Source organism: Neobacillus sp. MER 74 (assembly GCF_023714155.1).
On the sequence record NZ_JAMAUV010000118.1, the window covers coordinates 1 to 255 of the forward strand.

The window sequence follows — 255 nt, forward strand, 5'->3', positions numbered from 1 at the left end:
AATAACCACTTTCTGGGTCAGTCGTACTTTCTTTAATTTCTTTTAATTCCTCTTTATCAAATTTATCGGGAGGAAATGGCTTTTTTCCGTGATCTTCGCGGTCTTTATTAATCTCGTCTTGTAAACGCGCTTCATAAGCTTTCGATTCTTTTCGGACAACTTTCTTCTCGAATTTACGCTTATTCGCACTTGCTTTAACATGTGTGGAATCAATAAATACGTGTTCGCTACTAATCAATTTCTTGTCAGAGGCTT

Annotated in this window: 1 pseudogene; it reads right to left on the minus strand. The window is 36.5% G+C overall.

Going from position 1 to position 255, the window contains the following annotated elements:
• Positions 1 to 255: pseudogene (locus M3610_RS27800) on the minus strand (IS5/IS1182 family transposase); the annotation flags it as partial.